This is a genomic window from Sediminicoccus rosea (assembly GCF_033547095.1).
In the GTDB taxonomy this organism is placed as follows: Bacteria; Pseudomonadota; Alphaproteobacteria; order Acetobacterales; family Acetobacteraceae; genus Roseococcus; species Roseococcus rosea.
This window is the reverse complement of sequence record NZ_CP137852.1, coordinates 2,923,777-2,949,366: the sequence shown is the minus strand read 5'-3', so window position 1 is coordinate 2,949,366 and position 25,590 is coordinate 2,923,777. Positions and strand designations below refer to the sequence as shown.

Annotated in this window: 23 protein-coding genes; 19 read left to right on the top strand and 4 right to left on the bottom strand. The window is 70.5% G+C overall.

Translation table 11 applies throughout. From position 1 onward, the window contains the following. The first annotated feature begins 6 nt into the window (after positions 1–6). From R9Z33_RS14275 to R9Z33_RS14215, 13 genes are all read left to right on the top strand, one after another. Entirely contained in the window at positions 7–933 is a 927-nt protein-coding gene (locus R9Z33_RS14275; RefSeq protein WP_318647249.1) for an ABC transporter permease, read from the top strand. A gap of 11 nt (positions 934–944) precedes the next feature. Further along, positions 945–1,952: an ABC transporter ATP-binding protein gene (locus R9Z33_RS14270; protein ID WP_318651651.1), complete on the top strand. Its 1,008-nt coding sequence runs from the start codon at positions 945–947 to the stop codon at positions 1,950–1,952. Next, complete coding sequence (locus tag R9Z33_RS14265; RefSeq protein WP_318647248.1) at positions 1,949–3,010, top strand: ABC transporter ATP-binding protein; 1,062 nt, start codon at positions 1,949–1,951, stop codon at positions 3,008–3,010. The genes R9Z33_RS14270 and R9Z33_RS14265 overlap by 4 nt, the downstream gene beginning before the upstream one ends. Positions 3,011–3,030: 20 nt before the next feature. Beyond that, the gene (locus tag R9Z33_RS14260) at positions 3,031–3,327 is read left to right on the top strand and encodes a hypothetical protein (protein WP_318647247.1); all 297 of its coding nucleotides are present in this window, start codon (positions 3,031–3,033) and stop codon (positions 3,325–3,327) included. Between the two features lie 61 nt (positions 3,328–3,388). Next, positions 3,389–3,892, top strand: coding sequence for a (2Fe-2S)-binding protein (locus R9Z33_RS14255; protein ID WP_318647246.1), 504 nt, complete (start codon positions 3,389–3,391; stop codon positions 3,890–3,892). A 106-nt stretch (positions 3,893–3,998) separates the two neighbouring features. Further along, entirely contained in the window at positions 3,999–6,371 is a 2,373-nt protein-coding gene (locus R9Z33_RS14250) for a xanthine dehydrogenase family protein molybdopterin-binding subunit (protein WP_318647245.1), read from the top strand. 11 nt (positions 6,372–6,382) lie between these two features. Beyond that, entirely contained in the window at positions 6,383–7,177 is a 795-nt protein-coding gene (locus R9Z33_RS14245) for an FAD binding domain-containing protein (RefSeq protein ID WP_318647244.1), read from the top strand. 4 nt (positions 7,178–7,181) lie between these two features. Then, on the top strand, positions 7,182–7,817 hold the full coding sequence (locus tag R9Z33_RS14240; RefSeq protein ID WP_318647243.1) for a LysE family translocator: 636 nt from the start codon (positions 7,182–7,184) through the stop codon (positions 7,815–7,817). A 4-nt stretch (positions 7,818–7,821) separates the two neighbouring features. Continuing rightward, positions 7,822–8,247, top strand: a complete 426-nt coding sequence (locus R9Z33_RS14235) for a hypothetical protein (protein ID WP_318647242.1) — start codon at positions 7,822–7,824, stop codon at positions 8,245–8,247. 44 nt (positions 8,248–8,291) lie between these two features. Beyond that, entirely contained in the window at positions 8,292–8,687 is a 396-nt protein-coding gene (locus tag R9Z33_RS14230) for an AtzH-like domain-containing protein (protein ID WP_318647241.1), read from the top strand. Next, positions 8,687–9,943 (top strand): NAD(P)/FAD-dependent oxidoreductase, encoded by a 1,257-nt coding sequence (locus tag R9Z33_RS14225; RefSeq protein ID WP_318647240.1) that lies wholly within the window; start codon positions 8,687–8,689, stop codon positions 9,941–9,943. The genes R9Z33_RS14230 and R9Z33_RS14225 overlap by 1 nt, the downstream gene beginning before the upstream one ends. Positions 9,944–10,042: 99 nt before the next feature. Beyond that, positions 10,043–10,801: a cold-shock protein gene (locus R9Z33_RS14220; protein WP_318647239.1), complete on the top strand. Its 759-nt coding sequence runs from the start codon at positions 10,043–10,045 to the stop codon at positions 10,799–10,801. Between the two features lie 92 nt (positions 10,802–10,893). Beyond that, positions 10,894–11,187, top strand: a complete 294-nt coding sequence (locus R9Z33_RS14215; RefSeq protein ID WP_318647238.1) for a hypothetical protein — start codon at positions 10,894–10,896, stop codon at positions 11,185–11,187. 4 nt (positions 11,188–11,191) lie between these two features. Here the strand turns inward: R9Z33_RS14215 and R9Z33_RS14210 are convergent, their stop codons facing one another. Both R9Z33_RS14210 and R9Z33_RS14205 read right to left on the bottom strand, forming a co-directional pair. Continuing rightward, on the bottom strand, positions 11,192–12,022 hold the full coding sequence (locus R9Z33_RS14210) for a protein-methionine-sulfoxide reductase heme-binding subunit MsrQ (RefSeq protein WP_318647237.1): 831 nt from the start codon (positions 12,020–12,022) through the stop codon (positions 11,192–11,194). Next, positions 12,019–12,942, bottom strand: a complete 924-nt coding sequence (locus tag R9Z33_RS14205; RefSeq protein ID WP_318647236.1) for a mitochondrial fission ELM1 family protein — start codon at positions 12,940–12,942, stop codon at positions 12,019–12,021. The genes R9Z33_RS14210 and R9Z33_RS14205 overlap by 4 nt, the downstream gene beginning before the upstream one ends. 53 nt (positions 12,943–12,995) lie before the next feature. Between R9Z33_RS14205 and R9Z33_RS14200 the strand changes: the two genes are divergently transcribed. Genes R9Z33_RS14200 through R9Z33_RS14180 form a run of 5 tightly spaced genes read left to right on the top strand, consistent with a single transcriptional unit; the run spans position 12,996 to position 17,461 of the window. Then, positions 12,996–13,721: an orotate phosphoribosyltransferase gene (locus R9Z33_RS14200; RefSeq protein WP_318647235.1), complete on the top strand. Its 726-nt coding sequence runs from the start codon at positions 12,996–12,998 to the stop codon at positions 13,719–13,721. After that, positions 13,718–15,367 carry a peptide ABC transporter substrate-binding protein gene (locus tag R9Z33_RS14195; protein WP_318647234.1) on the top strand — a complete coding sequence of 550 codons (1,650 nt, stop codon included), beginning with the start codon at positions 13,718–13,720 and terminating at the stop codon, positions 15,365–15,367. Before R9Z33_RS14200 ends, R9Z33_RS14195 begins: the two co-directional genes overlap by 4 nt. Further along, positions 15,352–15,738 (top strand): VOC family protein, encoded by a 387-nt coding sequence (locus R9Z33_RS14190; protein ID WP_318647233.1) that lies wholly within the window; start codon positions 15,352–15,354, stop codon positions 15,736–15,738. Before R9Z33_RS14195 ends, R9Z33_RS14190 begins: the two co-directional genes overlap by 16 nt. Beyond that, the gene (locus tag R9Z33_RS14185; RefSeq protein WP_318647232.1) at positions 15,735–16,649 is read left to right on the top strand and encodes an ABC transporter permease; all 915 of its coding nucleotides are present in this window, start codon (positions 15,735–15,737) and stop codon (positions 16,647–16,649) included. The genes R9Z33_RS14190 and R9Z33_RS14185 overlap by 4 nt, the downstream gene beginning before the upstream one ends. After that, a complete protein-coding gene (locus tag R9Z33_RS14180) occupies positions 16,646–17,461 on the top strand; it encodes an ABC transporter permease (RefSeq protein WP_318647231.1) in 816 nt (271 codons plus the stop codon). Before R9Z33_RS14185 ends, R9Z33_RS14180 begins: the two co-directional genes overlap by 4 nt. A gap of 58 nt (positions 17,462–17,519) precedes the next feature. Here the strand turns inward: R9Z33_RS14180 and R9Z33_RS14175 are convergent, their stop codons facing one another. Together R9Z33_RS14175 and R9Z33_RS14170 are read right to left on the bottom strand one after the other, a co-directional pair. Next, on the bottom strand, positions 17,520–18,983 hold the full coding sequence (locus tag R9Z33_RS14175; RefSeq protein WP_318647229.1) for a M81 family metallopeptidase: 1,464 nt from the start codon (positions 18,981–18,983) through the stop codon (positions 17,520–17,522). A 14-nt stretch (positions 18,984–18,997) separates the two neighbouring features. Further along, positions 18,998–21,928 (bottom strand): bifunctional [glutamine synthetase] adenylyltransferase/[glutamine synthetase]-adenylyl-L-tyrosine phosphorylase, encoded by a 2,931-nt coding sequence (locus R9Z33_RS14170; RefSeq protein ID WP_318647228.1) that lies wholly within the window; start codon positions 21,926–21,928, stop codon positions 18,998–19,000. 20 nt (positions 21,929–21,948) lie between these two features. Between R9Z33_RS14170 and R9Z33_RS14165 the strand changes: the two genes are divergently transcribed. After that, positions 21,949–25,545, top strand: a complete 3,597-nt coding sequence (locus tag R9Z33_RS14165; protein ID WP_318647227.1) for an AsmA-like C-terminal region-containing protein — start codon at positions 21,949–21,951, stop codon at positions 25,543–25,545. Positions 25,546–25,590 lie beyond the last annotated feature (45 nt).

Genomic DNA, 25,590 nt, shown 5'->3' with positions numbered 1-25,590 from the left:
GGCCCGATGAGCACCACGACACTCCCGCCCGGCGTGGTGATCCCGCCCGGCCTCGCCATCGCGCAGCCGACGCAGGACATCCTCTCCAACGTGAAGCCGCGCCGCGGCTTCTTCGGCTTCCTCCGCCGCTACCCGACCATCGCGATCGGCGGCGGGCTGCTGTTGCTGATGCTCTTCGTCGCGGTCTTCGCGCCCTTCCTCTGGACGAAGGACCCGACGGCACTGGCGCCGGCGCTGCGTACCCGCGAACCGGGCGCGCAATTCTGGTTCGGCTCCGACATGCTGGGGCGGGACGTCTATTCCCGCGTCCTCTATGGCGCGCGCGTCTCGCTGCTGGTGGGCTTTTCGGTCGCCTTCTTCGCCTCGATCATCGGCCTGACCATCGGCCTGGTCTCCGGCTTCAGCCGGTTGGCGGACAGCATCATCATGCGCGTCATGGACGGCATGATGAGCATCCCGCCCATCCTGCTCGCCATCGCGCTGATGGCGCTGACGCGCGGCTCGGTGCAGAACGTCATCCTCGCCATCACCATCGCGGAGGTGCCCCGCGTCTCGCGCCTGGTGCGCGGCGTGGTGCTCTCCCTGCGCGAGCAGCCCTATGTCGAGGCGGCGGTGGCCTCGGGCACGCGAACGCCGGTGATCATCTTCAAGCATATCCTGCCCAACACGCTGGCGCCGCTGACGGTGCAGGCGACTTTCATCTGCGCGGCGGCGATGATCACGGAGGCCATCCTCTCCTTCATCGGCGCGGGCACGCCGCCGATCATCCCCTCCTGGGGCAACATCATGGCCGAGGGCCGCGCCCTCTGGCAGGTGAAGCCCTACATCGTCTTCTTCCCGGCCATCTTCCTCTCGATCACCGTGCTTGCGGTGAACCTGCTGGGCGACGGCCTCCGCGACGCGATCGACCCGCGCCTGGCGACCAAGCTGTGAGCACGACCCCCATGGCCGACAATCGCGACATCCTCCTGGAGGTGGACAACCTCCAGACCCATTTCCGTACCATGGACGGTGTGAACCGCGCCGTGGACGGCGTCAGCTTCCACGTCCGCTCGGGCGAGACGCTGGCCATCGTGGGCGAGAGCGGCTGCGGCAAGTCCGTCACCGCCATGTCGATCCTGCGCCTCATCCCGGAGCCGCCCGGCAAGATCGCGGGCGCCATCCGCTTCCAGGGCAAGGATCTGCTGAAGTGCTCGGACCGCGAGATGCGCGCGATCCGCGGCAACGAGATCAGCATGATCTTCCAGGAGCCGATGACCTCGCTGAACCCGGTGCTCACCAATGGGCGCCAGATCGGCGAGACGCTGCGGCTGCACCAGGGCCTCTCGAAGCAGCAGGCCGAGGATCGCGCAGTCGAGATGCTCAAGCTCGTCGGCATTCCGGAGCCTGGCCGCCGCGTGCGCGAGTATCCGCACCAGCTCTCGGGCGGCATGCGCCAGCGCGTGATGATCGCCATCGCGCTCGCCTGCAATCCGAAGCTGCTGATCGCGGATGAGCCGACCACGGCGCTCGACGTGACCATCCAGGCGCAGATCCTGGACCTGATGCGCGACCTCAAGCACAGCGTGGGGGCTGCCATCGTGCTCATCACGCACGACCTCGGCGTGGTGGCCGAGGTGGCCGAGCGCGTGGTGGTCATGTACGCCGGCAAGAAGGTGGAGGAAGCGCCCGTGGGCGACCTCTTCCGCAATCCGCGCCACCCCTACACGCAGGGGCTGCTGGGCTCGGTGCCCAAGCTCGGATCCTCGCTCACCGGCGAGACCTCGCGCCTCGCCGAGATTCCGGGCCTCGTGCCCAGCCTCAAGCAGAAGATCCCGGGCTGCGTCTTCGCGACGCGCTGCCCCGCCGTGACCGATCTCTGCCGCGCGGTCGCGCCCGCGCTCCAGCAGAAGGCGCCCGGCCACATCGCCGCCTGCCATTACGCCCAGGTCGAAGGTTCCGTCGCCGCATGACACATCCCGCACACGCGAAGCTCGGCGAGCGCATCCTCGAGGTCACGGACCTCAAGAAGCACTTCCCCATCCGGGGCGGGCTCCTCGGCTCCACCGTCGGCTATGTCTATGCCGTGGACGGCGTTTCCTTCCACATCAACAAGGGCGAGACGCTCTCGCTGGTGGGCGAATCGGGCTGTGGCAAGTCCACGGTGGGCAAGGCGGTGCTCCGCCTCTTCCCGCTGACCTCCGGCCAGGTGGTGCTGAACAACCGCCGCATCGACGACCTCTCCGCCGGCACGCTGCGCCCGTTGCGCCGGCAGATCCAGGTGGTCTTCCAGGATCCCTTCTCCTCGCTCAACCCGCGCATGCGGGTGCGTGACATTCTGGCCGAGCCGATCCGGAATTTCGGCCTCGCCAAGAACGAGGCCGAGGTGGATGAGCGCGTCGGCGCCCTGATGGACAAGGTCCGGCTGCCGCGGGACGCCGTGAACCGTTGGCCGCACGAATTCTCGGGCGGGCAGCGGCAGCGCATCTGCATCGCGCGCGCGCTGGCCGCCGAGCCCGACGTCATCGTCTGCGATGAGGCCGTCTCCGCGCTCGACGTGTCGGTGAAGGCGCAGATCGTGAACCTGCTGCAGGACCTGCAGTCGGAACTCGGCCTCGCCATGCTGTTCATCAGCCATGACCTCGCCATCGTCGAGCACATGACGCACCGCGTGGCCGTCATGTATCTCGGCAAGATTGTCGAGGTGGCGGACCGGAAGTCGCTCTTCGGCTCGCCCCGCCACCCCTATACGGAGGCGCTGCTCTCCGCCGTGCCGGTGCCCGTGCCAGGCGCGGTGCGCGAGCGCATCGTGCTGCAGGGCGACGTGCCAAGCCCGATCAAGCCGCCCAAGGGTTGTCGATTCCACACGCGCTGCCCCTATGCCTTCGACCGTTGCCGGTCGGAGGAGCCGGCATTGCGCGATGACGGTACCGGCCACCTCGCGGCCTGCCACCTGCATGACCGCCCGGCGGCGGAGAACCCGCTGTTGAACAAGGCGCCCCCCACCGCCTTCCGGACGGCCGACGCCTGAGCGGCCAGCCCCTCCGCTTCGTGGCCCGGACGCCACGAAGCCTTTTCGGGCGCCTCATCAAATGGGGCTTCTGGCTGATCACCCTGGCGCCGCCGCTGCTCATGCTCGGCACCTGCGCCGGGCTGCAGCGCTTCGTCTTCTCAGAGGATGAGGAGGTGGCGGCCGGCGCCATGATGTTCGGGGCAGGGGCCTTGGGCGTTCTCTGGGCCATCTGGCTGGTCGGCGTGCCGGTCATGGGCCTGCTGATGCTGCTCACCCGGGGCAAGCGCCTGGTCATCGAGCATCCCGCACCGGGGCCACGCCAACCTGACGCTTGACGCCTTGCGCGACATTCGCGAGGCTCCAACTCAACACAGTGCATGGACGGGGAGACGGTTGATGCCGCAGGTCACGCTTACGGTGAACGGCAAGACGCATACGGTCGAGGTCGAGGGCCGCACCCTCCTGGTTGAGCTGCTGCGCGAGAAGCTGCGCCTCACGGGCACCCATGTCGGCTGCGATACGAGCCAGTGCGGCGCCTGCGTCGTCCATGTGGACGGGCAGAGCGTGAAGTCCTGCACCACGCTCGCCGTGATGTGCGAGGGCGCCTCGGTCACCACCATCGAGGGGCTGGCCAAGGCCGATGGCACGCTGCACCCGATGCAGGAGGCCTTCCGCGAGTATCACGCGCTCCAGTGCGGCTTCTGCACGCCCGGCATGGTGATGTCCGCCGTGGACCTGGTGGCGAAGAACCCGCAGGGCCTCTCCGAGCAGGAGATTCGCGAGGGGCTTGAGGGCAACCTCTGCCGCTGCACGGGCTACCACAACATCGTGAAGGCCATCGCTGCCGCGCAGGATGTGATGCACGGCAAGCGCACGAGCATCGCCGCCGCGGCGGAATAACCGGTTTGCGGGCATAAGCGGCGCCAAAGCCGCGGCCCGATGGAGCGATCCCGCCGCGCATGCGGCGGGTGAATCGCCCCAGGAACAACGCAGGGAGGAGCTTGGCATGAACGTCGTCACGCCGTTCGAGGGCATTGGTGCGAGCGTCCGCCGAAAGGAGGATGTCCGCTTCCTTTCCGGTCGCGGGCAATACACGGATGACATCAATCGTCCTGGCCAGGCCCACGCCTGGATCCTGCGCAGCCAGCACGCGCATGCGCGCATCCTGAAGATCGACACCGCTGCGGCATCCGCCATGCCCGGCGTGGTCGCGATCTACACGAGCGCGGATCTCGCCGCCATCGGCGGGCTGCCCTGCGGCTGGCAGATCCACAACAAGGATGGCACGCCGATGGCGGAGCCGAAGCACCCCGTCCTCGCCGAGGGCAAGGTGCGCCATGTGGGCGACCCCATCGCCGTCGTCATCGCCGAGACGCGCTCCCAGGCGCGCGACGCGGGCGAGGCGATCCAGGTCGAGTTCGAAGTGCTGCCGGCGGTGAGCCAGACGACGGCAGCACTCGCCGCCGATGCGCCGCGCGTGCATGACGATGTGGCCGGCAACCTCTGCTACGACTGGCATATCGGCGACAAGGCGATGGTGGATGCGGCCTTCGCCGCCGCCGCGCATCGCGTGGTCTTCGAGACGACCAATCAGCGCCTGGTTCCCAACGCCATGGAGCCGCGCTGCGCCGTCGGCGACTATGACACCACGACGGGCGAGCACACGCTCTTCACCACCAGCCAGAACCCGCATGTGATCCGGCTGCTGATGGGCGCTTTCGTCCTGCAGATCCCCGAGAGCAAGCTGCGTGTCGTGGCGCCCGATGTTGGCGGCGGCTTCGGCAGCAAGATCTACCACTATGCCGAGGAGGCGATCGTCACCTGGGCGGCGGCCAAGCTTGGCCGCGCGGTGAAATGGACGGCCGACCGCACCGAGGCCTTCATGTCCGACGCACATGGCCGCGACCATGTGACCCGCGCCGAATTGGCGCTGGACAAGGAAGGCACTTTCCTCGGCCTGCGCGTGCTCACCCATGCCAACATGGGCGCCTATCTCTCCACCTTCGCGCCCTGCGTGCCGACCTATCTCTACGCGACGCTGCTGGCCGGCGTGTATTCAACGCCAGCCATCTATGCCGAGGTGAAGGCCGTCTTCACCCACACTGTTCCGGTGGATGCCTATCGCGGCGCCGGCCGCCCGGAGGCGACCTATCTGCTGGAGCGGCTGGTGGATGTCGCTGCCAAGCAATGCGGCTTTGACCGCGTGAAGCTGCGCCGGCGCAACTTCATCCCGACCAATGCCTTCCCCTACCAGACGCCCGTCGCCCTCCAGTATGACAGCGGCGATTATTTCTCGACGCTCGACCAGGCGCTGAAGACGGCGGACTGGGCCGGCTTCGAGGCACGCCGCGCCGAGGCGAAGCTGCGTGGGCGGCTGCGCGGCATCGGCATCTCGACCTATCTGGAAGCCTGCGGCATCGCGCCCTCGGCGGTGGTGGGCTCGCTCGGGGCGCGTGCCGGCCTCTACGAGGTGGGCGTGATCCGCGTGCATCCGACCGGCTCCGTCACGGTCCTGACCGGCGCGCACAGCCATGGCCAGGGTCATGAGACGACCTTCGCCCAGCTGGTGGCCGACAAGCTCGGCGTCTCCATCGCCAATGTGGACATCGTGCATGGCGACACCGCCAAGGTGCCCTTTGGCATGGGCACCTATGGCAGCCGCTCGCTCGCCGTCGGTGGCTCTGCCATGGAGAAGGCGATGGACAAGATCATCGCCAAGGGAAAGCGCATCGCGGCCCACCTGATGGAGGCCTCGGTCGAGGATGTGGAGTTCGACCGCGGCACCTTCCGCGTGGCCGGCACCGACAAGACGAAGACGCTGACGGATGTCAGCCTCGCCGCCTATGTGCCGCACAACTATCCGATCGACGAGATCGAGCCGGGGCTGGAAGAGACGGCGTTCTACGACCCGAAGAACTTCACCTATCCGGGCGGCTGCCACATCGCCGAGATCGAGATCGAGATCGAGACGGGCAAGGTCTCCATGGTGAACTTCACCGCGGTGGATGATGTGGGCCGTGTCATCAACCCGATGATCGTCGAGGGCCAGGTGCAGGGCGGCGTCGCCCAGGGCATCGGCCAGGCGCTGCTTGAGGCCTGCGTCTATGACGCGGACGGCCAGCTGATGAGCGGCTCGATGATGGACTACACCATGCCGCGCGCCGATGACCTGGCGCCGGTGAGTGTGGCCACCCACACCACGCTCTGCACCCACAACCCGCTGGGGGTGAAGGGCTGCGGCGAGGTGGGGGCCATCGGCTCGCCGCCTGCCGTCATCAACGCGGTGGTCGATGCCCTGCGCGATTACGGCGTGGAGCACATCGAGATGCCCGCGACAGCGCCGAAAATCTGGTCCATCATTCACGGCAAGACAGTCTGAGGAGCCCGACCATGTATGATTTCGCCTACCACAAGCCCTCCTCCATCGCGGATGCCGTGAAGCTCCTGGCGGCCGACCCGGACGCCAAGCCGGTCTCGGGCGGCCACACGCTGCTGCCGGCGCTGAAGCACAGGCTGAACAAGCCCTCGGCCCTGGTGGACCTCTCCGGTATCGCCGAGATGAAGGGCATCAAGCGGCAGGGCAACGCGCTGGTGATCGGCGCGCTCACGAAGCACGTCGAAGTGGCCAACAGCGCCGAGGTGAAGGCCACGATCCCGGCGCTCGCCTACATGGCGAGCCATATCGGCGACAACCAGGTGCGTAACCGCGGCACCATCGGTGGCTCCGTCTCCAACAACGACCCGGCGGCGGATTACCCGGCGGCGGTGCTGGGTCTGGGGGCGACGATCCATACCAGCAAGCGCAAGATCGCGGCCGATGACTTCTTCCAGGGCATGTTCACGACGGCGCTGGAGGAGGGCGAGATCCTCGTCGCCATCGAGTTCCCGATCCCGGAGAAGGCGGGCTACGCCAAGCTGAAGAATCCGGCCAGCCGCTACGTCATGGCCGGCGCCTTCGTCTCGAAGGGGCCGGCGGGCCTGCGCGTCGCGATCAACGGCGCGGGCCCCTGCGTCTTCCGCCAGAGCGACATGGAAGCGGCGCTGGGCCGCAACTGGTCGGCCGAGGCGGTGGCGGGCGTGAAGCAGCCGGCCGATGGGCTGAACAGCGACATCCATGGCAGCGCCGAATATCGCGCGCATCTGGTGACGGTCATGGCCAAGCGCGCGGTCACCGCCGCGGGCTGAGGCGATGGCGGCCGAGCAGTTCTGGCTCTTCCTGGCGGCCGCCACTCTCCTGGCCCTGTCCCCCGGGCCGGGCATGTTCTATGTGGGCGCCCGGACGCTCTCGGGCGGCCTGGGCGAGGGGCTCGCTTCCACCATTGGCACGGGGCTCGGCGGCCTTGTGCATGTTCTGGCGGCAGCCTTCGGTCTTTCCGCGCTGATCCTGGCAAGCGCCGAGGTCTTCACGGTGATGAAGCTGCTGGGCGGGTGCTACCTCGTCTGGCTGGGCTGGCGCTCCTGGCGCGAGGCCGGGGCGCCCATGCCGCTGGGCACGCCGCTTCCTGCGCTCGGCCTGTGGCGCGCCTTCCGCGAGGGCGCGGTGGTCGAGGCGCTGAATCCCAAGACCGCGCTCTTCTTCCTGGCCTTCCTGCCGCAATTCGTGGCGCCGGAGCGCGGCGACGTCATCGGCCAGTTCCTGCTGCTGGGCGGCATCTGCGTCGCACTCAACACGCTGGTGGATGCGGGCGTGGCGCTCGCGGCCGGGCGGGTGCGGGGCGAGCTTGGACAGCGGCCCGGTCTGCTGCGCCGGCTGCGCCAGGGCAGTGCGGCGCTGATCATGGCGCTCGGCCTCGGCGTGCTGTTGCTGCGGCGCCCGGCCGGGTAAGGCCGTGACCACTGAACGGCTCTACAGCGTTCATGACGCCGCCACCGAACAACTTGTCTGGAGCATCCGAGCCTTTCACGCAGCGTCATGGGCTGCTTCGATATCGCTGGCGAGCGCAGCAGAGGGCATCCTGCGGGGTGAGGCCTCGTCGGCGCGTTACGACATCTTCAAGAGCCTGATTGAGACTCGCGGCGACGAAGACGCGAGGCGATCCAAGCCGAACGATGCAATTCAATGGCTACGTCACGCTGGCCCGCGTGGGGCTGCCAAGGAATGGGGTCCCGATGACGCTGCGTTATGGATCACCGGTGCGATCACGCAGATGATGGAGGCCTTTCCCGATCAGCCGCTGCCGCCGGCAGCGCGGGAATTCTGGCTGGAACAGGATGTCCGCCTTCGAAGCGGTCCCGGCAACGGTTGCTCCCGGTAGGGCCCAAGCTAGCCCTGGATAGTCTAGCCGCGTAACATCTCCGGATGCAGCTCGACGATCCCGGCGTCATCGCCGAAGCCCGTGCCGTCTTCGACCGATATGAGGACGCGCTGATGAACAACCGCACCGAGGTGCTCGACAGCATCTTCTGGGCCGATCCGCGCACGGTGCGATTCGGCATCACCGAGATCCTCTACGGGATTGAGGCGATCCGCGCCTTCCGCTCCAGCGTGAAGGCCTATGCGAAGCGCGTCCAGCGCAAGGTCCACATCACCAGCTTCGGCCAGGACTTCGCCTGCACGCATCTGGAGTATGAGCGCGTCGGCACCGGGCTGATCGGGCGGGAGACGAAGATCATGGTCCGCCTGCCCGAGATCGGCTGGCGCGTGGTTTCGGCGCATGTCTCGCTGCTGACCAACAACGATCCGGGGCGGACGTAATGCACGTTGCCATCCTCGGCGGCGGCATCGTCGGTGCCTGCACGGCACTCGCCGCGCAGCGCGCGGGCTTCGCCGTCACACTGATCGAGCCGGAGGCCCCGGGCGGCGAACAGGCGGCAAGCTATGGCAATGGCTGCTGGCTCAGCCCGTCCAGCGTCGTGCCGCCCGCGGTGCCCGGTCTCTGGAGGAAGCTACCCAAATTCCTGAGCGACCCGCTCGGCCCGCTCGCGATCCGCTGGAGCTACCTGCCCAAGGTCGCGCCTTGGCTGGTGCGCTACCTGCTGGCCGGCTGGACCGAAGCGCGGGTGATGAAGACGGGGCACGCGCTGCGCGCGCTGGTCGCCGGCGCGCCGGAACTGCACGCGGCCCTGGCTGAGGAAGCCGGTGTCGGCCACCTGATCGAGCGGCGCGGCCTGCTCTACATCTATCCGAGCCGCGCGGATTTCGAGGCGGAGGCGCTGGCCTGGCGCGTCCGGCGCGAGACGGGCGTGAAGTGGCTCGAACTGAGCGAGGACGAACTCCGTCAGCGTGAGCCCGATTTGGACCGTCGCTACACCTTCGGCGTGGTGGTGGAGGAGGGGGGCCATTGCCTCAACCCCGGCGCCTATGTCGCGGCCCTCATCGCCCAGGCCGAGGCGCAGGGCATGAAGCGTGTCGCGGCGCGCGCGACCGGCTTTGTGATCGAGGGCGGCCGCCTCAAGGCCATCCGCACCGACCAGGGCGAGGTGCCGGCCGGCAAGGCGGTGATCTCGGCCGGCGCCTACTCGCGCGCCCTGGCGCGGGAGGCCGGCGATGACCTGCCGCTGGAGACCGAGCGCGGCTACCACGCCGTGATCGCCGATGCGGAGGCCGGGCCGCGCACACCGATGATGCCCTCGGACGGCAAGATGAGCCTGACCTGGACGGCGACGGGCCTGCGCGTGGCGGGCCAGGTGGAGATCGCGGGGTTGGAGGCCGCGCCCAACTGGAAGCGCGCAGAAATCCTGCGCGACCATTTGCTGCGCAGCTTTCCTGGCCTGCCGCGCGAGCTGCCGCCCGATCGGGTGAAGTTCTGGATGGGCCACCGCCCCTCCATGCCCGATGGCCTTCCCTGCCTGGGCCCGGCCTCGGCCAGTGCCGATATCCTGCATGGCTTCGGCCATGGCCATGTGGGGCTGGTCGCCGCGCCGCGCTCGGCCGAGCTTCTGGCGGCGCTGCTGGCGGGCACGCCCGCGCCCATTCCGGCGGCACCCTATTCGCCCCGTCGCTTCCGCTGAGTTTTTTGCGTGCATTTCCGAATCAGCGGTGGCATTGTTTTGGTCCGCCGGCCCAGCATCCCGTTTGGCTGCGAACACTAGCGTGGATTGAAGAGCGACGTGTCTGACGATTATGCGCCTACGGGCGGTGACACTGGCCTGATCGAGGCCAAGGTGAAGTGGTATAATGGGCGCAAGGGCTTCGGCTTCGTGCTCGGCCCTGATGGGCAGGATGTGTTCTTCCACGCATCCGCGTTGACGGATGCGGGCATCGAGCAGCCCGATACCGACGATATTCTGGTGTGCGAGATCGGTTCGGACCGGCAGGGCCGCCGCCTCGTCACCCGCATCACCGAGCTCAAGCGCGGCCCCGGCGGCGGTGCCTCGCGCGGTGGCTTCGGCGACCGTCCGCCGCGCCGCGATTTCGGCGGCCCCGGTGGCGGCTTCGGCGATCGTCCGCCGCGTCGCGATTTCGGTGGCCCGGGCGGCGGCTTCGGCGATCGTCCGCCGCGCCGTGATTTCGGTGGCCCCGGTGGGGGGGGTGGCTTCGGCGACCGTCCGCCGCGCCGTGACTTCGGCGGCGGTGGTGGTGGCTTCGGCGCCCCGCGCTCCGGCGGTTTCGGTGGCGGTGGTGACCGTCCGCCGCGGCGCAACTTCGACGAGGGCACCGGCCCCGTCTATCCGCTGAACGGCACCGTGAAGTGGTTCGACCAGGTCCGCGGTTTCGGCTTCGTGACGCCGGAAGATGGCGGCCAGGACGTGTTCCTGCACTCCTCCGTGCTCACCCGCGCCGGCCGCACCGACCTCGCGCAGGGCGAGAAGGTCTCGCTCGACGTGCGTGACGGCCAGCGCGGCCGCCAGGCGATCGGCATGAAGTAAGCCTCGCGCCTCGGCGCTGGCTTGGCGAAGGCCCCGCGAGTGATCGCGGGGCCTTTTGCGTTTCTTTACCCACCCGGGCGCAGCGTCCGGCCATGCGCATCCTGTTCCTCGCCCTGCTCCTCAGTTGGCCGGCCGCCGCCCAGGTGCCGATCTGCCAGGCGGAACGCGAGGGCATGACCGCCTGCTTCGATGGCCGCCTTTGCCGCTGCCGCTATCAGGCGGGTGGGCAGCTGACCGGCCGGCCGGATGGCTTCCGCTGGGATTGCGGGGCGCTCCGCCCCGATTGCCGCCCGGCGCCGGCCACGCTGCCGCAGCTCGATGCACCGCCCTGGCCGCAATACATCCCGCCACCACAGCTCTGGATCGAGCCGCGCCCGCCGCGCTGACTCCTCAACGCGGGGCGAGGCGCCGCCAGAGCGGGAGCAGGGCGGCGAGCAGCGTGACGCCGGCGCAGATCATCCCCGCCAGGACGGCTGGCCGCGGGCCGAAGGCGAGGTCCAGATTGGCCAGCGCGATGCGCCCGGCGGGCAGGTTCGAGAAGGCCGAATACCAGAGGTATTCGATCAGCACCCCGCCCAGCAGCGCGGCCAGGCTCAGCCCCGCCAGCGCCACGAGGTTCGTCTGCCAACGGGCGGGGAGGGCTCGCCAGCCGAGCAGCCAGACCAGCAATCCCGCCAGCACCACCGCGCGGGAAATGTCCGATTTCGACTGGATGAAGGCATGCAGCAGCCCAAGCAGCATGACCGGAAAAACCAGCCGGTGGAGCCGCTTCCAGCCGCGGCCGAGCCGCTTCATCCAGCCATCGGTGGAGGTCCAGCCGAGGATGACGAGGCCCATCAGCGCGGCGAAGCCGATGGTCAGATAGGCGCGGCTCACGATCTCGAGGCCGACGCGCAGCAGCCGCCAGTTCTGATCGCCGATATAGAGCACGAAGTGCAGCAGCACCCAGGCGAGCGCGCCCAGCCCCAGCATCCGCCGCAGCTGAAAGAGCCTGGGCCAGCCCAGCACGCGGCCGAGCGGTGTCACCGCCAGCGTCGCCACCAGCAGCCGGATGGCCCAGCGCCCGGTTTCATGGGTCGCAGCCTCCAGCGGCTCCGGGCCGAGCGCATCGGTGAGCCACAGTGCCAGCAGCCGCAGCGCGGGCAGCGTCATGATGAGCAGCGTGGCGATGCGCAGGGCGGAGAGGCGCCCGGCACGGTCCCGCCAGGGTGTGAAGCTCATGCGCCCCCCGGGGCCCAGCCGCGCGCCCGGATCTCGGCCGTGATTCGCGCTGTCTCATCACGGGCCGCGCGTGGCGGGGGCAGGGGGCCGCCCAGCCGGGCAGCAAGGCCGGCCGTGACCAGGCTTTCGATCATCGCCTGATGCCGCGCGCCGAGCCCGCCAGGATCGGCCACCAGGATCGGCGCCTCGGTCATCAGCGCCTCGGAGACCATGGAAATGGAATCACCTGTGACAACAAGCCGGTCGGCCATGGCCAACATGGCCAGATAGGGGTTCGCTCCAGCCCCGCCCCAGGGATACAGCACGTGGGGAAGATTTTTCAGGGCTCCTGCTACCGCCTCGGTCGCGGCGGTGCCGGTGCGGCGTGAGGCGGTGACCAGCAGGCTGGCGCCGAGGCCGGCGGCCTCCCGCGCGATGCCGGCGGCCCGCGCCGGGTCCATGCCCTCGCCGCGCACCGGCCCGCCCAGCAGCAGCGTCACGATGGGGCGCGGCAGCGCGGCGAATACGGGGAAGGCGGCGGGCGCCGCCGCCAGCGCCGCGGGCGTCAGGCGATGCGCGGCGCCCTGGATCACCAGGGTATTCGGGGCCGGGGCGGGGTGGTCATGCGCGCCCAGCACCAGCAGATCGAAATCATCCGCGCCGAAGCCCGGGCGCATCGCATGCACCGTCCGCGCGCCGCGCTGCCGCAGCCAGCGAGCCACGGGCGCGGAGCGCCGCCCGGCGGAGATCACCAGGCCCGGCCAGGGCGGCACAAAGGCCGTGCGGTCCGCGAGGCCCGCCAGTGTCGGCCAGGGCCAGGGCAGCCTGGCGAGCGGGCCGAAGCGCAGCGGCACAGGGCGGAAGGGAAGGCCCAGCCGCTCGGCAATGCCCAGCGCCTGGGCTGCCGTGCCCGCGCGCGGATCTTCCAGAACCCAGATCATGGACGGCGAACGCGCCCGGCGTTACGAGACGCCATCAGGATCGGAGTGAACACATGAGCGGCCATCACGCCTCGGATTGGGACAGGGACGCGGCACTGACCACGGCGCGCATCCTGCTGGAGATCAAGGCGGTGAATTTCCGCCCCGAGGAACCCTATACCCTCACCTCCGGCTGGAAGTCGCCCGTCTACATCGACTGCCGCAAGATCATCTCCTACCCACGCGCGCGCACCCGCATCTGCGACCTCGGCGTCGAGAAGATCAACCGCAATGTCGGCTTCGAGACGATCGAGAGCATCGCGGGCGGCGAGACGGCCGGCATCCCCTTCGCCGCCTGGATCGCCGACCGCATGAACCTGCCCATGGCCTATGTGCGCAAGAAGCCCAAGGGCTTCGGCCGCAACGCGCTGATCGAGGGCGATGTGCCGGTGGAGCGCGAGACGCTGCTGGTGGAGGACCTCACCACCGATGGCGCCAGCAAGATCCGCTTCGCCGAGGCGCTGCGCGAGGCTGGCGCCAAATGCGCCCACACCTTCGTGGTCTTCTACTACGGCGTCTTCCCCGGCAGCTTCGAGCAGATGAAGGCCATGGGCCTCTCGCTGCATCACCTCGCCACCTGGTGGGACGTGCTGGAGGTCTGCCGCGAGCGCGCCTATTTCCCCGAGGCCTCGCTCTCGGGCGTGCGCAAGTTCCTGGAGGATCCGGTGGCCTGGAGCCGCGCGCATGGCGGCGTCGGCAGCCTGGAAGAGGCGCTGGCGCACAAGGGCAAGGCGGGTTGATCCGCTGGCTTGTCGCGCTGGCCTGCCTCGCGCTTCCCGCGCTGGCGCAAGCCCAGCGCGACACGCTGACCATCGGCATCACGCAGTATCCCTCGACGCTGCACCCCAACATCGAGAACATGGTGGCGAAGTCCTATGTGCTGGGCTTCACCCGCCGTCCGGTCACCGCCTACGACGCTGACTGGCAACTGATCTGCCTGCTCTGCGAGACGATCCCCACCCTGGAGAACGGCCTCGCCGTCCGGGAGACGACGCCCGACGGCAAGCCTGGCCTGCGCGTCACCTGGCGCCTGCGCGAGGGGCTGCGCTGGGGCGATGGCACGCCCGTCACCACCGAGGATCTGCGCCTCACCTATGATGCCGGGCGCGAGGGTGCGACGGGCATCGGCCCCGCCGAGTTCTTCCGCTCCGCCTATGAATTCATCGCCGAGGACGCGCGCAGCTTCACCCTGCGATTCGACCGCGTGACCTTCCAGTTCGCGAGCCTCGGCGATTTCGCGCCCTTGCCCGCGCATCTGGAGCGCGCCCGCTGGCAGTCCGATCCGCGCAGCTACCGCACACGCACCCTGTATGACACGGAGCCCACCAATCCCGGCCTCTGGAACGGGCCTTACCGCATCGTCCAGGTGCAGGCCGGTTCCGCCATCACGCTGGAGCGCAACCCGCATTGGTCCGGCGCTGCCCCCGCCTTCCGCCGCATCGTGATCCGCACGGTGGAGAGCACCCCGGCGTTGGAAGCGCAGCTGCTGGCCGGCCAGGTGGACATGATCGCGGGCGAACTGGGCCTGCCGGTCGAGCAGGCGAGCGCGCTGATCCGCCGCACCGGCAGCCGCTTCCGCGCCGAATACCGCCCCGGCCTGATCTATGAGCACCTGGACCTGAACCTCGATGTCCCGGCGCTGTCGGATCGCCGCGTGCGCCAGGCGCTGCTGCTGGCGCTGGATCGCGGGCAGATCGTGGCCCGCCTCTTCGAGGGGCGGCAGACCGTGGCACAGACCAGCGTGAACCCGCTCGACTGGCCGCATGACGCGGATGTCCGCCGATATGGGCATGACCCGGCGCGCGCCGCCGCCCTGCTGACGGAGGCGGGCTGGACGTCGGGCCCCGACGGCATCCGCCGCAATGCCGAAGGCCAGCGCCTCTCCTTCGAGCTGCTGACCACCGCCGGCAACCGCTCGCGCGAGGCGGTGCAGCAGGTGATCCAGGCGCAGTGGCGGCAGGTGGGCGTGGAGGCGCGCATCCGCAACGAGCCGCCGCGCGTGCTCTTCGGCGAGACGCTCTCCCGCCGCCGCTTCCAGGGGGCGGCGATGTTCGCCTGGGTCTCGGCGCCGGAGAGCGTGCCGCGGTCGAGCCTCCATTCGGACGAGATCCCGCGCGCCGAGCGCAACTGGTCCGGCCAGAACTACGCGGGTTTCCGCAATGCCGAGATGGACGCGCTGCTCGAAGCCCTGCCGCAGGAGTTGGACCGCGAGCGCCGCCGCGCGCTGTGGCACAGGCTGCAGGCGATCTATGCCGAGGAACTGCCGGCGCTCCCGCTCTGGTTCCGGCAGGATGCACATCTCTGGCCGGCCTGGCTCGATGGCGTGCGGCCGACGGGACATCTCAATCCCTCCAGCCTCTGGGTCGAGGCGTGGCGGGTGCGCTGATGCTGGACCATGTCTCCATCACCGTGTCGGAGCTTGCGCGCAGCGCGCCCTTCTATGACGCGGTGATGGCGGCCCTCGGCGTGCCCTGTGTCTGGCGGGAGGCCGGGGCCATCGGGTATGGCGCGCGGGATAGCGGGGAGGGCTATCTGACGGTCCGGCAATGCCCGGGCGTGCTGGCTGATCGCCGGCATTGGGCCTTCCGGGCCCGGGATCGTGCGGCGGTGCGGGCCTTCCACGCGGCGGGCCTCGCCGCGGGCGGACAGGATGACGGCGCGCCCGGGCCGCGGCCCGAATACCACCCGCATTACTATGCGGCCTTTCTGCGCGACCCCGACGGCAACCGGGTGGAAGCGGTCTGCCACGCGCCATGATCCGGCTGCTGCTCTCGCGCCTCGCGCAGATCGCGGTGACGGCGGCCATCCTCTCCTTCTGCGCCTTCATGCTCATCGCCCTCATGCCGGGCGACCCGATCGACCTTGCCATCGCCGGCGATCCGCGCCTCTCGGCCGAGGATGCGGCGCGGCTGCGCGCGCTGCATGGGCTCGATCAGCCGATGATGGCCCGCTACCTCGCCTGGGCCGGGGCGGTGCTGGAGGGGCGCTTCGGCCATTCGCGCCTCTTCGCCCAACCGGTGGCGGCGCTCTTGTGGCCGGCGCTGCTGAGTTCCCTGGAACTGCTCGGCCTTGCCCTGCTGCTGGCGGCCGGGCTTGGCATCACGCTCGGCGCGCTGGCGGCGGTGCGGCCGCGGACGGCGCCCTTCGTGCAGGGCCTGGCGCTGGTGGCCCAGGCGGTGCCCTCCTTCTGGCTCGGAATCCTGCTGATCATCCTCTTCGCCGTGCAACTCGGCTGGCTGCCGGCGGGCGGCGAGGATGGATGGCAATACCTGGTGCTGCCGGTGGCCACGCTCTGCTTTGCCAATCTCGCCGCCTATGCGCGGCATGCCGCCGCCGCCTTCGCGGCCGCGCTGCAGGAGCCGCATATCCGCACCGCCCGCGCCAAGGGGGCGGGCGAGCGGCGCATCCTGCTGCACCACGCCTTGCCCAATGCCGGCGTGCCGCTGCTGACCATCGCGGCGCTCGATGCGGGCGCGCTGGTTTCGGGCGCGCTGATCACCGAGACCATCTTCGCGCGCCCCGGCATGGGCAAGCTGATCTACGACGCGGTGATGGGCAATGATTTCAACCTGTCGCTGCTCGCGCTGCTGGTTGTCGCCATCGTCACCATGCTGGCGACGCTGGCGGCGGATCTCGCGCAGCGCTGGCTCGACCCGAGGCTGGCGTGAGGGCGGGCCTCGTCTTGCTGGCCCTGCTGGTGCTGGCCGCGCTCGCCGCGCCGCTCGCCGCTGCCGCGCTCGGCCATGATCCCTTCCTGCCGGACCTCTTCAACCGCTTCGCGCCGCCCAGCGCCCTGCATCCCCTCGGCACCGACGAACTGGGGCGGGACCTGCTGCTGCGCCTGCTCGAAGGCGCCCGCGTCTCGCTGGCCGTGGGGCTGCTCGCGGCCCTTGCCGCGACGGTGATCGGCACGCTGGTGGGCCTGATGGCCGCCTGGCGCGGTGGCATCTGGGATGCGGTGCTGATGCGCCTGGCCGATGGACTCCTGGCGCTGCCCGCGCTGCCGCTGCTGGTGATCCTCGCGGCGCTCGACCCCGCCGTGGTGGGCCTGCCGCGCGGCGAGGCGGGGGCCGACATCCTGCGCATCGCCGTGCTGCTCGCCGCCTTCGGCTGGGTCGGCGTCGCGCGGCTTGTGCGGGCCACGGCACTGTCGGTGCTGGCGCGGGACTTCGTGCGCGCGGCCCGCGCCATGGGCGTCTCGGAAGGGCGCGTGCTGTGGCGCCATGTGCTGCCGGAACTGGCTGCCCCCATCGCCATCGCCACGGCGCTCGCCGTCGGCGGTGCCGTGCTGGCCGAGAGCACGCTGAGCTTCCTCGGCCTCGGCATCGCGCCCCCCGCGCCCTCCTGGGGGAACATGCTGGCCAATGCGCAGGAGCTGGTGTTCCAGGCGCCGCTGGCCGCGCTCTGGCCGGGCCTCGCCATCCTGCTGACGGTGCTGGGCTGCAACCTCGTGGCCGATGGCGTCGCGCGCTGGCGCTAGACTGTGATCAGCAAGGGTTGATCACAGTCTAGCCCTTCGCGGAGAGGCTGATTCACGTCTATGGTGTTTCCACCTTGGGCCAGTAGCGCCCGGTGAAGCGCTGGTAGGGGATGGCCGCGAAGTCGCGCAGGATCCCGGCCTCGGCCGCGCAATAGCGCACCTCCCGCGCGATGGGCGCGAAGGCCGCATAGAAATGCTGCGAGGATTTCACGACGACGAGGCGCTTGTCGTGCAGCGTGCAGCCCAGGCCGGTGAAGGCATCGGGGTGGAAGACCTGCTGCCGCGCGCTGGCGACGATGATGTGGAGGCCCCCGCCGCCGCTCGGCACCTCGATCCAGGCTGCGGGCCCCATCTCGCTCGTCCCGCCGGAGAGGCCCGATTGCACATGCCGGTCAGTCACCGCGTGTACGCGCACCATCAGGTCCAGCGGGTCGCCCGACATGGCGCCGCACTTGCCACCGAGCCGCAGGGGCATCAGCGCACCGGCGCCCGCCTCGCGCAGGAAGGAGACGGCGATGGGGTCCCAGAACATCCCGATCGCCGCATCGCGCACGCCGCGCGCCAGCATGCGCGCCAGCATGGCCGTGCAGTCGGAGGGGGCGCCGCCGCCCGCATTGTCCGAGGTCTCGGCCACGACGGTGGTGCCCGAGGGCGCGGCGAGTGCCGCGTCAATCGCCTCGTCCGGCGTGTCGAAGCGCTTGCGCGTCGTCTCGCGCAGCGCCCAGATCCGCGCGCCCCAGGCTTTCGCGGTGCGGGCCGCATGGTTCGCATCGCCATCGGCGATGGCCAGCATCTTCGCGCCCAGATGCGGCACGTCGCCCCAGGGGAAGCCATGCGCGAAGGAGAGGGAGAGGATCTCGCCCTGCGCCTCGGCCGCCAGCATGCCGGCCACGAGGCCCTTCATCGGCTCCACCGGCGTGTGCCACATGTTCAGCATGTGCAGCGGGTGATAGGCCATGACCGGCCGGATCTCCCGCCGTGCCGTGCGGAGCGCCAGGCGGAACAGGTCCTCCGCCCGCTCCGCCATGTCCACATGCGGGTATTCCTTGTAGATGACGACGAGGTCGGCGTTTTCGCGCAGCGTCTCGTCCAGATGGCAATGCAGGTCGAGCTCGACGCCGATCACCACCTCGGGCCCCACCATCTCCCGCACGCGGTGCACCAGGTCGCTTTCGCAATCCTCGTAGCCTTCCGCCACCATGGCGCCGTGCAGGTTGAGCAGCACGATGTCCACCGGCCCCGCCTGGCGCAGATCCTCCAGGATCATCCCGCGCAGTTCCTCATAGGCGCTGCGGATGGTGGTGCCGCCCGGCTGGGCATTGGCGGTGATGCTCTCCACCACCGCGATCCCCGCCTCGGCCGCGAGGCGCCGCCAGGCGATGAGCGGGATGTTGCCCCAGAAGGGCGATGCGCGGCTTCCCGCGTTGCGGCTGAACCCATTGCCGAGGAAGGCTTCCCGCCCCGTGGGCAAGGGCGAGAAGGTGTTGGTCTCGGTCAGCAGCGCCGCCATGAAGAGCTTCATCGAGCCCGGTCTCCTCAGCTCAGGGTGCCGACATGGCGCAGGAAGCTCGCGCGCACCGCCTCGGCATGGCCCTGCATCACATCCCTCAGGTGGGAGAGGCTCTGGATCTCCTCATGCACCAGCGTGCCCGCGCCGTGGCGCAGCGCCTCCTCCACCGTGACCGGCAGGCCGGGTTCCCTCCACTTGCCGACGGTGAGCCGCAGCAGGCCGAGCAGCGCGCGCCAGAGCCGTTCGGCCTGGATCAGCGTCGCTGCCTCGCGCTCCTCGATCAGCCCGGCGCGGCCCAATTCGCCAAGCACGAGCCGCGTCGTGCGGCGGAGCAGGCGCGGATGCTCCGCTGCATGCGCCACCGTCAGGGCCTGGGCGATGAACTCCACCTCCACCAGCCCGCCCGGCATGGCCTTGAGGTCCCAGGGGCCGTCGGCGGGCAATTCGCGCAGCATGCGCCCGCGCATCAGGGCGGCGTCCTTCAGCACGGCCGCCGCATCGCGCGGCTCGGTCAGCGCGGCATCCAGCGCGGCCTCGATGCGGCGCGTCAGCGCTGACGGCCCGGCGATCACGCGCGCGCGGGTCAGCGCCATGCGCTCCCAGGTCCAGGCCTCCTCGGCGTGGTAGCGGGCGAAGGCGGAGAGGCGGACGGCGACCGGGCCCTTGTTGCCCGAGGGGCGCAGCCGCATGTCCACCTCGAAGGCGCGGCCATCCCGGCCCGGCGTGGTGAGGGCCGCCACCACCTGGTGCGAGAGGCGGATGAAGTATTCCGAAGGGGCGAGCGAGCGCTGGCCGCCTTCGCTGCCCTCCGTCTCTGCCTCGTGCTCGTAGATGAAGATCAGGTCCAGGTCGGAATTGGGCAGCATCTCGCGCCCGCCGAGCTTGCCCAGCGCGAGCACGGCGAACTGGCCGCCCGGCACCCGGCCGAAGCGGCGGGCGAAGTCGCGCTCGACGGCGGGCAGCAGGGCGCAGATCGCGGCCTCACCCACCGCGCTGCGCGCCTCGCCGCTGGAATCCGCATCCATCCGGCCTTCCAGCTCGGCCGCATCCACCTCGAAGATCCGCTCTGTGACGAGGCGGCGCGTCGCTTCCAGCGCATCCTCCAGGTCCCGCGCCTCGCGCAGCAGGGCGGGCAGGGCAGCGAGCGGCTTCTCGCCAGGCGCCGCATAGCTGCCGGCGAGCAGCCCCTCCAGCGCCGAGGGGCGGCGGGCGAGGTGGTCGGCCAGCTGCGGTGCGGCGCCGAGCAACGAGGCCAGCCGGTCCATCAGCCGCGGGTTGCGGTGCAGCAGCGAGAGGAACTGCACCCCGGCCGAAAGCTGGCCCAGCAGCCGGTCGAAGCGGGCGATGGCGGCCTCGGGTTCGCGCTGGCGCCCGAAGGCGGCGAGCAGGGCGGGCATCAGCTCGGTGAGCAATTCGCGCGCGCGCTCGCTGCGCGTCGCGCGCGGGCGGCCATGGTGCCAGCCGCGCACCATGGCGGCGATGGAGGACGCCTCTCGGAAGCCGAGGCCGCGCAGGCTCTGCAGCGTCTCCGGGTCATCCTCGACGCCGGTGAAGACGAGGTTGCCCGCGGCCTCGGGCGCGGTCAGCCGGGGGGCCGCCTCGAAGAGGTGGCTGTAATGGCCCTGCACGCGGCGCTGGTGCGCGGTCAGCGCCTCGGCGAAGCCCGCCGTGTCCGGGTAGCCCATGAAGCTCGCGATGCGCGCCAGTTCCTCCGGTTCCTCCGGCAGGCGGTGGGTCTGCCGGTCATGCACCATCTGCAGCCGGTGCTCGGTGTTGCGCAGGAAGACATAGGCGTCGGCCAGGTCGGCGGCGGCGCGGCGGTCCATCTTGCCGGCGGCCGCCAGAAGGGACAGCGCGCCCAGCGTCGTCGGGTCGCGCAGCGCGGGGTCGCGACCGCCCCAGATGAGCTGGAGCACCTGCACGGTGAACTCGATCTCGCGGATGCCGCCACGCCCAAGCTTGACGTCGTGCCCGGCCACGGCAATCTCGCCCCCAGCGCCGCGTTCGGCCTTGTGCAGATGGATTTGCCGCTTGATGGAATGGATGTCGGCGACGGCCGCGAAATCGAGGTGACGCCGCCAGACGAAGGGGCGCAACTCCCGCAGGAAGGCTTCGCCTGCCGCACGGTCGCCAGCCACCGGCCGCGCCTTGATCATCGCAGCGCGTTCCCAGTTCTGGCCGAGGCTCTCATAGTAGGAGAGGGCCATGGGCACGCTCACGCAGAGCGGGGTCGCCGCAGGGTCTGGCCGCAACCGCAGGTCGGTGCGGAAGACGTAGCCCTCGCTCGTGCGTTCCTCCATCAACCGCACCAGGTCCCGCGCGATCCGGATATAGGGCGCCGCGCCGTATTCTTCGTGATAGGAAGCCCCGTCCGGGTCATGCAGCAACAAGAGGTCGATATCCGAGGAGTAGTTCAGTTCGCGCCCACCGAGCTTTCCCATGCCCAGCACGATGAGGCCCGAGCCCTTCGTGATCTGGCGGGGCTCGCCCTTGGTGCGGGCCAGCTTGATCTGGCCGCGTCGCGCGGCCTCCAGCAGCAGGTGGGCGCAGGCGAAATCGATGGTCAGGTCGGCGAGGTCGCTCAGCGCGCCGGTCACGCGGTCGAGCGGCCAGAGGCCGGCCAGGTCCGCCGCCGCCGCCACCAGCGCGCCCTGGCGCTTGGCCCGGCGCAGCAGGCTCATCACCGCCTCGCGTGGGGCAGCCGGGTCCGCCTTGGTCAGCGGCTCCAGCGCGCATCGCATGGCGTCCTCCGCGCCACGGTCGAGCAGGCGGAGCAGGCTCGGCGCCTCGGCCCAGCAGAGGTCGCTGAGATAGGGGCTGTGCGCCGCCAGCACGTCGAGCAGGGGTGCGGCATCCTCGCGCGCGGCCAGCGCCTGCTGGGCGGCGTCGCCCTCGGCAAGGCGCGCGCGGAGCAGGAGAATCGCCTGGGGATCGTAGAGGGGCCTCGTTTCGTTCATGCCACAGGGGAGACGCCGCGATGAGCGCGGGTCAAGCCCCGCGCCGGCACTGGCCGCTGGCGCTGCGCCTCGGTCTCGGCCTGCTGGCCGCGCTCCCGCTGCTGGCCGGGCTCGCGCTCGGCGTGTTCGCCTGGCGCCTCTCGGCCGACCCGGTGGCGAGCAGCTTCCTCGCCCGGCAGATCGAGGCGGGCGTGAACCTGCCCGGCCACCGGCTGCGGGTTGAGATCGGCCGTGCCACCATCGCCTGGCAGGGCTGGCACGGCGAAGGCGCGCCGATCGACATCCGCCTCTCCGACGTGATCCTGCGCGATGCCGCGGGGCGCGAGCGGGGGCACCTGCCGGAGGCGAGCGTCACGCTCGCCCTCGGGCCATTGCTGCGGGGCGTGCTGGCCCCCTCCAGCATCGAGATGCATGGGCCGAGCCTCACCATCCGCCGCGACACCGAGGGTGGGATCGCGCTGGACAGCGGCCCGGACGCTGCGCCGGCGGTTCCGGAAGCCGAGCCGCATGCCAGCCAGGAAGGCTTCGCCGAGATCCTGAACGACCTGATGCGCCCGCCGGAGGACCGGTTGCGGCACACCTCCTTCCGCCGCATCCGCGTGACCGGCGGGTCGGTCACGGTGCGGGACGAGCTGCTGGGCCTCGACTGGGCCTTGCGGGACCCGATCATGGACCTCCGCCGCCTGCCGGCCGGGGGCATCGATGCGGATGGCGAGGCGACCCTGCAGGTCAATGGCGTCGACATTCCGGTCCATGTCACGGCGAGCGTCGTGGGCGCGCCTCTGCGCTTCTCGGTCGGCTTCGACCTTCCGGTGCTGCGCCCCTCCGAGGTCGCCTCGCTGCTGCCCCCGCTCGGGCCGCTCGCCATCCTGAACGCCCCGGTTGCGATCCGCGCTTCGGCGGATTTCGACGCGGCCGGGCGTAACACCGGCTTCGGCCTGGCGCTGGCGGCGGAGGAGGGAGGGGATCTGCAGCTCACCCCGGGCTCGCGGCTGCCCTTCCAGCGGCTGACGGCGCGCATGGCCGGAACGGATACGCGCATGGCGCTAGAGGAAGCGCGGCTTGAACTCCCTGGTGGGCGGGGCGCGACGCTGGAGGCCGACGGCGATCTGCGCCGCACGGAAGGCGGCTGGGTCGGCGAATTGCGTGCCTCGCTGGACCGGCTCGACATCGCGGAGCTTCCCGCGCTCTGGCCGGCCGAACTGGCGCCTGAGGCGCGCGAGGCGCTGAGCGTCGCCATCCCGCGCGGCCTGCTGCGCGAGACGAGCCTGCGCATCGGCCTCGCCGCGGGCACCGAGCTGAGCGGCTGGCGCGCGACCGAGGGCCGCATCGCGGGCGGGGCGAGCGACCTGCGCCTCGTGCTGCCGGCCGGTGGCACGGTCGCGATCGAGAGTGCCAGCTTCCACGCCATGGCCTCGGCCGAGGCCATGGCGATCGAGACCCTGACGCTGCGCCTCCCCGCGCCCGGTGGAACCAGCACGGTGGAGGCCTCGGGGCAGGCACGTCTGGAAGCGGGGCGCTGGCGTGGCGGGCTCGACCTGGCGCTCGACCGCATCTCCCTGGCCGACCTGCCGCAGCTCTGGCCGCAGGGTGTGGCCGAGGGCGCGCGCGACTGGATCACCAGCAATATCACGGCCGGCGAGGCGAGCGGCGGCCGCTGGCGGATCGAGGCCGAGAGCGCGCCGGGCTTCGTGGATGCGGCACTGACCGGCCTGAGCGGCACGGCCGAGCTGCGGCAGACGACGGTCTATTGGCTCCGCCCCATGCCGCCCGTGCGCGGCCTGCAGGGCCGCGCGCAATTCGGCCTCACCGAGATCACCGTGCAGGCCGCGGGCGGGCGGCTGGACAATGCCGCGGGCCAGCCGGGTGGCATCGAGCTCAAGGCCTCCACGCTCCGCTTCCTGCTGCCACGGGGCGGCACGGCCAGCACGGAGATGGCGATCCAGCTCGCGGGGCCGGTCACTGAGACGGTGGCTGTGCTGCGCCACCCGCGGCTGCGCCTCTTCGAGCGCCGGCCCTTCCCGGTGCAGGCGGCCGGCGGCAGCCTGGAGGGGCGGCTCAACATCGCCTTCCCCATGGTCGCCCACCTGACGATGGACATGGTCCGGCTCGGGGCGGAGGCGAAGGTCACCAATGCGCGCTTCACGCGCCTGCTGCTGGAGCGTGACCTGGAGGAGGGCAGCTTCGACCTCGCCGTGGACATGGAGCAGCTGCGGCTGAACGGCAGCGCCACGCTGAACACCGTGCCGCTGCGCATCAATGTGGAGATGGATTTCCGCTCTGGGCCGGCCAACCAGGTGGTGCTGCGCGAGGCGATCACGGGCCGCCCCGATGCGCGCCGGATCGCGGAACTCGGCTTCGACATGGGGGCGCTCGTCACCGGCCCCATCGCGCTCGAGGTGCGGACGGAGCGGCGGCGCAACGGGCAGTACACGGTGAACCTGCGCGGCGACCTGCGTGATTCGGTGCTGGCCTTCCCGCCGCTCGGCTGGACCAAGCCCGCCGGCAGCCCCGGCCGGGCCGACGCCTCGCTGCGCCTTCAGGGGGACCAACTGACCAGTATCGAGGGCATCCGGATCGAGGCGCTGGAACTGGCCTTGCGGGCGCGGGCCGTGGCACGCGGCGGGCGGATCGAGCGCGTGGAGCTGCAGGAGACCGGCTTCGGTGCGAGCCGCCTGGTCGGCGATGCGCGCGCGCCCACCGCGCCGGGCGGCCCCTGGGCCATCTCGCTGCGCGGGCCTGTGCTGGACCTGCGCTCTGTCTTCGGCCCCTCCGGCCATGTCGCGGGCGGCGCGCGCGACGCGCAGGTGGTCGAAGGCCCGCAGCCACCCCTCGCACTCGACCTGCGCTTCGACCAGGTGATGCTGGCGCCCGGCCGCGATGTCTTTGCGGCCCAGGCGCGCGGGCGGCTCGATGCGGCGGGCGTGCTGCGCGAGGCGAATCTGCGGGCCCGAACCTCCCGCACCGCCGGGAATTTCGAGCTGGTGATGACCCCGCGCGGCGAGGCGCGGCAATTGCGCGGCTCGGCCGAGGATGGCGGTGCCTTGCTGCGGGCCTTCGGCCTGATCGGCACCATCGAGGGGGGGCGGATGCAGCTCAATGCGGAATACGCGGAATCGCGCCCCGGCACGCCGCTCACCGGCACGGCGGAGCTTGAGAGCTTCACCGTCCGCAACGCGCCGGCGCTGGGCAAGCTGCTCCAGGCCATGACCTTGTTCGGATTGGTGGAGGCGGTGCAGGGGGGCTCGGGCCTGGTCTTCAACCGGGCGGTGGTGCCGTTCAGCCTCTCGCCCAGCGAGTTGCGGCTGAATGATGCGCGCGCCTTCTCCGCCTCGCTCGGGCTCACGGCGCGCGGCCGGGTGCTGCGGGAGCGCGTGATCCTCGACCTCGATGGGACCATCGTGCCCGCCTATTTCTTCAACACCTTGCTGGGAAATCTGCCGCTGGTGGGCCGCCTGTTCAGCCCGGAGGCCGGGGGCGGGGTCTTCGCCGCTACCTTCCGCGCCCAGGGCCCGCCCGAGGATGCGGAGATCACAGTGAACCCGCTCGCCATCGTCACGCCGGGCTTTCTGCGCGGGATGTTCGGCCTGGCGGAGACAGGGCGCCCGGGGCGTTAGGGCTTCATTTACGCCGCGAGGCGGAGGGTGTGGGAACAGAGTTCC